We start from the raw sequence: 7,774 nt of genomic DNA, 5'->3' as shown, positions 1-7,774 counted from the left end.
CATTAGCTTTATAGCAGGGTTGATTCAGAGTATACGCCAAGAGTTGCAAGCAATGCGTGAAGAGAATCAAAGATTGCATGATGCGACACATAAAAAACTTGATACATTATCCACTGCTATTCAAGATGTGTCTGGTAAAATAGATGCGACAAAACAAGAAATAAGTGCACAAATTAAAAGTGTTGGAGATAATGTAAATATCAAAATAGATGATGTGGGCAGCAAGGTAGAGAAGTTGAATCTTGATTTGAAAGATGTACCGCAACAGCTTATGAAATTGCTTGATGATATTAGAGTAATGGATAGCAAAGAAACTCAACGTGATCAAAGAATAAATGATTTATTTACACAACTAGAACAAGCTAATAAAGATTATTTGTCTGCTCAAGAAAATCTTGGTGCGCTTAGTCGGGGGCTTATAGAAAAAGTGACAGAATTAACTAAAAGTACAACAGAACAGTTAACAAGTATTCAATCAAAAACCGATTCTCAAGAAAAAAAAATAGATGAATTACTGCAGAAAGAAACAGAACGCAATAGTATATTGGAGCTTTTACGGAAGGGACAGCAAGAGAACAATGAGCAGGTGATTAAGTTGAGCGAGAAGATCGATGAAAAAGATAAAGAAAAACTGAAGCTCTTAGAACAAATTAGATCAGTTCATGAATCTAATGCCTTACAGTTTACTCAAGGAATTAGCACGTTGGGTGAATCGCAAAAAACAATGCAGACTGCTTGTGATAATTTATTTTCTAAAGTGGAAAACATAGAAAAGCATGTGGGTGAGATAGAAGAGAATGTATCCACCTTAACTAGTCAGGTCGGTGCAGTCGTAATAAGCAACCAGGCAGTTGCTAGTAAGGTGGGCGATATAGAGAGTGTGTTAAAGCGGCAAACAGCAGAGTTAAAGAAGCAAAAACAAGAATACAGGAAACAAGTATCTCAGAGTCAGGAGTTAAATACTAATATCCTGCAAATTCAACTAAAATACACTGAAAATATAGCAAAGCTGCGCGATGAGTTAAACCGTGCATATAAAGCTCTAGATCAAAGGTTGACTGATACTCAAGATTTAATACGAGGGCAGTCTGCAATTCAGGATAATCCACCTAAATTTGAACGATTGGATCTGCGACTTGGAACTCCAAAATTTCCTGCTTTGCAGTTAAAGTAGGGAACTTCTTTTTTAGCATGATTCAAGTTGTAGCGATACTATGAGCTGATAGTATTAAAGAAAATGTGTATTATGCGGTATAATTATGCTTATATGTAGTTTATTAATGGGAGTGTGACAATGAATAATGGCGTAAAAAAAGCGTTGTTGGTTGGATTTGTTTTAGTAAGCATACTTATATTAATTTGGTACACAGGATTGTACAACTATTTTACTTTTGCATCCTTAAAAGAAAATAGAGCCTATTTTGAGGCGGCGGTACAGCAGAATTATTGGCGGTCAGTAGCCGCATTCATCGGGATATACTTGGTGGTTATCGCTTTCTTGATACCCGGTATGCCACCGCTTACAATGGTTGCAGGATTTTTATTTGGATTTTTTCCAGGTATTGTGTATGCAGGTATTGGTGCAGCAGGTGGTGCCACTCTTTCCTTTTTAGCCATACGGTATATGTTGAGCAACTTGGTTAGGGGTAAATATGCACAAAAATTGGAACGTTTTAATCAAAAAATAGCAGTGCATGGTGCCGCAAGTTATTTGTTAACGATGCAGTTGATAGGGGTCATCCCCTATTTTGTTATTACTACATTGGCAGCTCTTGCTAATGTTTCTACGTTTACTTTTTTTTGGACGACGCTTGTAGGTTCTTTGCCAATGCTTATCATCTATACATTTGCCGGTAGGCAATTGAATTTGGTTGAATCAGTCAGAGATATATTTTCACCGTCAATTATAGCATTGTTGGTGCTTTTGATTGTGGTATCACTCTTGCCATTGGTGTTTAAGTTTTCTCGTCGGGCTGATTTGGAATAAGTTATTCTTATGTTTTGGATGAGCTTTACAAAACTTGAGTTGTGTACAATAGCATTTATACCAAGTTTTTGTGCTGCTTCTACATTTTCTTTTTGGTCATCGATAAACCAACAATTTTCTGCACATAGTTGATACCGTTCTAAAAGTATTTGATAAATTGTTGCGTGTGGCTTATTTGCTTTTACTTCACCTGAGACTATTATTCCGTCAAACAGATCAAAAAGTTCTGGATGCTGTTCCTTAAGCAGTGCAAATGATTCCGCATCCCAATTTGAAAGGCCATAAATTTTATGACCTTCTCGTTTGCATCGTTTGATAAATGCAATACCGGCGTGAGACACTCTGACCGAACTTGCAAAAAGTTCTGGTGTAAAGATGAGGCGAGTAGTGTTTTGAATAATGCGTTGTTCTGCATGACAACCAAACCATTCAGGATGAAGATTAATTTCTTTTTCTACAAGTGCTTTAATCTCTGAACTAGTCATAGTGCCCTGCAGCCATGCGCACAAGATACAGGGAAGTTCATTTCCTTTTTCATCATACGCTTGGTGGTATGCATTTGCTTGGCTCAGGTTGTGTACTTTTTCTATTTCATCAAGAATTGCAAATAAGGTTGTTTTTATGTGTTGGTCAAGATAGAAAGGGTTTATTCCCAGCCGAAAACTGCATTCGACAGCATTCATCATGCCTATGTGTCTAAATGATACCATTGTATCGGTTAGGACAAGTACACCGCCAAAATCAAAAATAAAGTTTTTTTTGGGTATATTGGTTGTTGCAGCCATACTGTAAAAAGTAAGGTAGGCAAGCAGTGGATAGGCATATAAACGAATTTTCATGATATTCCCCTTGATTTGCTTCATTAGTATAATTTCAGTATACCATTAATGCGGCAAGAGGTCAAAATAACATATTTGAAAATAAAAAAAGGGCGGATCTTCGCTCCGCCCCCAGATAGTTTTTTATGATTTAAAAGGATATATTTTCTTTTTGTTCCCAGCTCAATGTAAAGCTCCATCCATACGGTACGCCTGAATAGATAGTGCACACAGGAATACTTGCTCTTGCATGACGCGGGTAGTTGGGATCGTTTTTCGCAGCATCTAAGAGAAGTCCCTTTATAGGAACATTATAATAACTTGCTATGTAGTCAGAACCTTGTCCTTCTCTTCTAATCGAATGTGATTTATTTGTGTCAAGCTCCACTGTTTCACCAGGTTGTAGAATGTATCCAAGAGTTGTTTTGGTATCTTCTGCGCCAACAAGTCTATACACTACATTAAAATATGAGTCGTTTTTGAGTATGAATGGTCGCGCAAAAACGGCACTTGATACTGAACTTAAGAGCACAAGGCCCATGATGTGTAGAAGTCTTTTTTTGATAATCATAACGATCCTTTTTTGTTTAATAAATTAAAAACAGATGTATCCTAAAGCGAAATCCCATCCACCGGTATAGCCTGATTGAATCCTGATTACAGGAGTACAACCTTTACGCAAAGCAAGGTCATATGCTTGGAAGTCGTTTCTTGATAATTTTTTCGAGAGGTCAACTGTATTGGGAACTCTTATCCAAGATGATACAACACCAGATCCAAAACCAGACCTTCTGATGGAAATTGTCATTTCATGTGTTTTAAATGAATCACCAGGAGCAAGCACAAATTCTTCGTGTTGAGGTACTTCTTGTCCGGGTTTATCAAATTTATACTTTACATCAAAAGCAGAGTTGTTTTTTATGATAATTGTGCCAATAATTGGACGTTCTGCTGCATAAGATGAATTATGTGCTGAGCAAAGTAAAATAAGTCCTGCAACAATGAGACTTTTTTTCATGATAATCCTTTTTTTATTCAAAACAGAGATATTCATCATAGGCCATCACATATAGACTAACAAACACAAAATACAGATAGCAATAATTGCCATTTTTGTTTACACTTGTTTTATAAATATTTCTTCTTAAGGGACTAGTTCTTGATGATGTTTGTGGTAAAATAATAATAAAAAACAATGATTGGATGGCTATTGTGTTGAATTTTTACCAAGAAATGCTGATGGACCACTATCGTAATCCACGTAATAGTGGGATTATTGATCAGTGTGATTTTCATTCAGAACAACGTAATACCTCGTGCGGTGACGAGGTGGTTTTTACGGGCATTATAAAAAATAATATGCTGGTAGAGGTTACTTTTCGGGGTAAAGGATGCGTAATTAGCCAAGCAACCGCTTCTTTGCTTTCGGAACATGTTAAAAATAAACCTCTTGATGCTATTCTTGCTCTTGATAAGGACGATCTTATTGCTATGATTGGAATGCAGTTGGGACCAGTCAGATTGCTGTGTGGGTTATTATCTCTGATGGCGCTGCAAAGCGGAATATGTGAGTATAAAGCACGTAATGGATAAAAGTTACAAATCTGTTTAACCCTTCGATACACCACAAGAGTGGCACTCAGGGCGAGCGGAAAGAGTAGATAACGTATGAATTATTTCACCGTTCGCTTGGCTCCTGTTGCGTTAGAACTTCACAGGGGACCCTTTTATAGAATTCTTTTGCCTATTCTTTGCCCGCTCGCCCTGAGTGTTTTTCAACCCCATGCTCCACTTCATTCCACACGGGGACCCCGGCGTAGAGTAACGAAGCTGGGGATAAAGGGTAATTCTATAAAGGTCTATTTATGTTAGATCGTCTGAAATTGATCATTGAACTCCAACACGTAGCAGATAAACTCTTTGTTGATGTAACCCCATCATATCACCTTGCCCAAGATGTTTGGCAGTCTATTATTAAAGATTCAACCTTTTTGTATAAAGTTCGACAAGTTAACAATGCACCGTGGCCAGTGCCACTGTGGCAAGATAATCTTGGTGATAGTATTGCCGTTGAAAAAGTTGTATCACCGTACGTAGCATTTTCTGTTGATGGATCTCAAATTTATCCTGATCGTCACAATGTTTTATCATGTTGTTTAATTAATACTGGTTCAGTTGTTTTACCGTATAATATTGAAAATAAGCGTGTACAATTATTTTCCGATCCAACCGTGTTTGCAGGAGTTGATGAACATCAACAACCATTCACCACCGATGGCGTCAATTGTAAGCGACAAGAACTTGAACTGCGAGCTGGTCTTGATTTAGCAAAAAAAATAAAAAATGATTATGGTGATGCAACATCGTTATTACTCTTTGATGGATCATTAATTTTTTGGCATTTATCATCAAAAGAAATTGATGTAAGAGATCAGTTTTTAAACGCATATCTTGCGCTGTTAGATGAACTTTATCACGAAAAAGTACCTACCTGTTGGTATATAAGCATGCCAAAAAGTAAAGAATTAATGAGTTTGGTTCGTTTGTATTTATGCAATTTTGACGTTGCACAAAAAGAGCTGTACGAATCAGTCGATAGTGTTATTGATAGTGGTATTATGTACAGTGTTTTAGAACCATACACTCGTTCTGTAGTTTTTAGTAATCACAGTAGTATTAGTGTTTATTATCCGGCTCATCTGCGACCATTCTTTTTTTACGTACATGTTGGCAGTGAAATTGGACGAGTGGAAATACCATCATGGATTGCACAAAACAAAAGTTCTGTTGATATGATTGCGCAGATAGTGGTTGATCAGTGTGTTAAAGGTGGTGGTTATCCTGTTGCATTGGCTGAAGCGCATGAACAAGCTGTTGTTAAAGGACCGGATCGTGAATTTTTTTATCACTTTTTACAAAAGATGGGCATGGAGCGTAAGCATACGCAATCTATTTCTCGTAAGAGTTTGAAAAAACGTGGCATTGGGATTTGACCCTTCGATATTTTTTGCAAGCAAAAACACTCCCTACTTCGCATAAAGCTTCGTCGGGCAAGCAGGGCAATTCTATAAAGAGGTCCCCTGTGAAGTTTTAACGCAACAGGGGTCAAGCGAGCGGGAGGAAGAATTTTCTGATTTTATTCCCAATAAGTATTCATTTATTGATTTTATAATAGAATATATTTTATATTTTACAGTGAAATATATTTATTGTTTTTAATATTTAGAGGTGTGGTATGAATGTAAAACATGTACTATTGTTAGTGCTCGCAACAGTATCGTTGGGAGCGATGGATGAACCAACAAAAACAGATAAAAATGCCATTGTTTACGTTAAGACTTCAGATGATAAAACAATTGGAGTTGAGCGATGGAAAATAGATGAAATGAAAGTATTGTTAGTGTTGTTAGAACATCAGAAGGATTTAAATAGTTTAGATAATCCAATACAAGCAACAATGATAACTTCAGAAGAATTGGAGTTGATGCGTAATGCGTTGGGGTATATTTCGCTTGGCCTTTTTCAGTCTTTTTATAACACTCTTTTCAACGAAGATGTTCCGCAATTGGCTCCTGGACAAACCATATTGTCTCTTGATCAAGGTAAAATGCACACATTGGTTAACACGGCGGGACGCATTCAGGCGCATGGTGTGAGTGCATTTTGTTTGAGTTATATTGTGCCGTCTGACGTGCAAGGGAGATTCTTAGTTCCATATTTTATTGATCCGATTCTTAGAATGCTTCCAGTGACGCATCAGGTTTTGGCGGGTCATCTTGGTAGTGTATGGACGGTAGCGTTCAGTCCTGATGGTAGCAAGATGGTTTCAGGTTGTTTGGGACAGAGGAAGAATCTTATATTGTGGGATATAAGTAATCCAGAAGAAATCACGTATCAAGCTTTGGAAGACCATCCTGATGGCGTTAAGACGGCAGTATTCAGTCCTGATGGCAATAAGATTGTTTCAGGTTGTTTGGGATCGAGGGACAATCTTATAATGTGGGATATAAGTAATCCAGAAGAAATCACGTATCAAGTTTTGGAAGACCATCCTGATGGCGTAGAGGAGGCAGTATTTAGTCCTGATGGTAGTAAAATTGTTTCGAGAGGTTCGATGCAGAATGATCTTATATTGTGGGATATAAGCAACCCAGGAGCAATAACGCAGCAGGTTTTGGCAGGGCATCCTAATGATGTGAATACGGTAGCATTCAGTCCTGATGGTAACAGGATTATTTCAGGGTGTTGGGGACAACAGAATAATCTTATATTGTGGAATGTAAGTAATCCAGAAGAAATAACGCATCAGGTTTTAGCAGGTCATCCTAATGATGTGCTGATGGCAGCGTTTAGTCCTGATGGCAGCAAGATTGTTTCAGGTTGTTCTGGACCAAGGGACAATCTTATAGTGTGGGATATAAGTAATCCAGCAGAAATAACGCAGCACGTTTTGAAAGGCCATCCTAGCGGCGTAGAAACGGCAGCCTTCAGTACTGATAGAAAGATGATCGTTTCGGGCAGTAGTGGTGAAGAGAATAATCTTCTATTGTGGAATATAAGTAATCCAGAGGCAATAACGCATAAGGTTTTGGTAGGTCATCCTGATTATGTGTGGACGGTAGCATTCAATTCTGATGGCAACATGATTGTTTCCGGGTGTTTGGGTAAACAGGATAATCTTATATTGTGGAATGTAAGTAATCCAGAAGAAATAACGCATAAGGTCTTGGCTGGTCACCCTCATGATGTGATGTCAGTAGCATTCAGTCCTGATGGCAGGAAGATTGCTTCGGGAGGGAATGGTGATGAAGATAAGGCTAGTCTTATGTTGCATCAGTTAGTAGCGGTTGCAGAAGAGAAAGCTCTACAAAATTGTAATAGTGCTCAGGCACAATTCCTCTATCAACTGTGTTTGGCATCAGTGCGAGGTTTTTCTATACAACTTACATCACCATACGCGATGGGAATG

7 protein-coding genes and 1 pseudogene are annotated in these 7,774 nt (G+C 37.9%); 5 read left to right on the top strand and 3 right to left on the bottom strand.

The window, feature by feature from the left end; all coding sequences use genetic code 11:
• Both VJJ26_03715 and VJJ26_03710 read left to right on the top strand, forming a co-directional pair.
• Positions 1–1,174: hypothetical protein (locus VJJ26_03715; protein HLC07269.1), on the top strand; the 1,174-nt coding region annotated here is incomplete at its 5' end.
• Between the two features lie 120 nt (positions 1,175–1,294).
• Positions 1,295–1,798 (top strand): annotated as a pseudogene (locus VJJ26_03710) (VTT domain-containing protein).
• 41 nt (positions 1,799–1,839) lie between these two features.
• On the opposite strand, the gene VJJ26_03705 reads toward VJJ26_03710, so the two are convergent.
• The 3 genes from VJJ26_03705 to VJJ26_03695 all read right to left on the bottom strand — a co-directional run bounded on the left by VJJ26_03705 (position 1,840) and on the right by VJJ26_03695 (position 3,823).
• Positions 1,840–2,826 (bottom strand): HAD family phosphatase, encoded by a 987-nt coding sequence (locus VJJ26_03705; protein ID HLC07268.1) that lies wholly within the window; start codon positions 2,824–2,826, stop codon positions 1,840–1,842.
• A 130-nt stretch (positions 2,827–2,956) separates the two neighbouring features.
• Positions 2,957–3,376, bottom strand: coding sequence for a hypothetical protein (locus VJJ26_03700; protein HLC07267.1), 420 nt, complete (start codon positions 3,374–3,376; stop codon positions 2,957–2,959).
• Between the two features lie 24 nt (positions 3,377–3,400).
• The gene (locus tag VJJ26_03695) at positions 3,401–3,823 is read right to left on the bottom strand and encodes a hypothetical protein (protein HLC07266.1); all 423 of its coding nucleotides are present in this window, start codon (positions 3,821–3,823) and stop codon (positions 3,401–3,403) included.
• A 185-nt stretch (positions 3,824–4,008) separates the two neighbouring features.
• Between VJJ26_03695 and VJJ26_03690 the strand changes: the two genes are divergently transcribed.
• The 3 genes from VJJ26_03690 to VJJ26_03680 form a co-directional block, all read left to right on the top strand.
• Positions 4,009–4,398, top strand: coding sequence for an iron-sulfur cluster assembly scaffold protein (locus tag VJJ26_03690; protein ID HLC07265.1), 390 nt, complete (start codon positions 4,009–4,011; stop codon positions 4,396–4,398).
• 272 nt (positions 4,399–4,670) lie between these two features.
• Positions 4,671–5,798 carry a DNA double-strand break repair nuclease NurA gene (locus VJJ26_03685; GenBank protein ID HLC07264.1) on the top strand — a complete coding sequence of 376 codons (1,128 nt, stop codon included), beginning with the start codon at positions 4,671–4,673 and terminating at the stop codon, positions 5,796–5,798.
• 242 nt (positions 5,799–6,040) lie between these two features.
• On the top strand, positions 6,041–7,774 hold a 1,734-nt coding region (locus VJJ26_03680; protein HLC07263.1), incomplete at its 3' end, for a WD40 repeat domain-containing protein.

Source organism: Candidatus Babeliales bacterium (assembly GCA_035288105.1).
In the GTDB taxonomy this organism is placed as follows: Bacteria; Babelota; Babeliae; order Babelales; family Vermiphilaceae; genus SOIL31.
The sequence above is the reverse complement of the archived record's forward strand: the minus strand, read 5'-3'. Positions and strand labels throughout refer to the sequence as shown.

What these genes read in the sequence shown, in the direction of transcription:
- VJJ26_03690 (HLC07265.1), top strand. Translation starts at nt 4,009, where the DNA reads ATGGCTATTGTGTTGAATTTTTACCAAGAAATGCTGATGGACCACTAT.
- VJJ26_03685 (HLC07264.1), top strand. Translation starts at nt 4,671, where the DNA reads ATGTTAGATCGTCTGAAATTGATCATTGAACTCCAACACGTAGCAGAT.
- VJJ26_03700 (HLC07267.1), bottom strand. Translation starts at nt 3,376, where the DNA reads ATGATTATCAAAAAAAGACTTCTACACATCATGGGCCTTGTGCTCTTA.
- VJJ26_03695 (HLC07266.1), bottom strand. Translation starts at nt 3,823, where the DNA reads ATGAAAAAAAGTCTCATTGTTGCAGGACTTATTTTACTTTGCTCAGCA.
- VJJ26_03705 (HLC07268.1), bottom strand. Translation starts at nt 2,826, where the DNA reads ATGAAAATTCGTTTATATGCCTATCCACTGCTTGCCTACCTTACTTTT.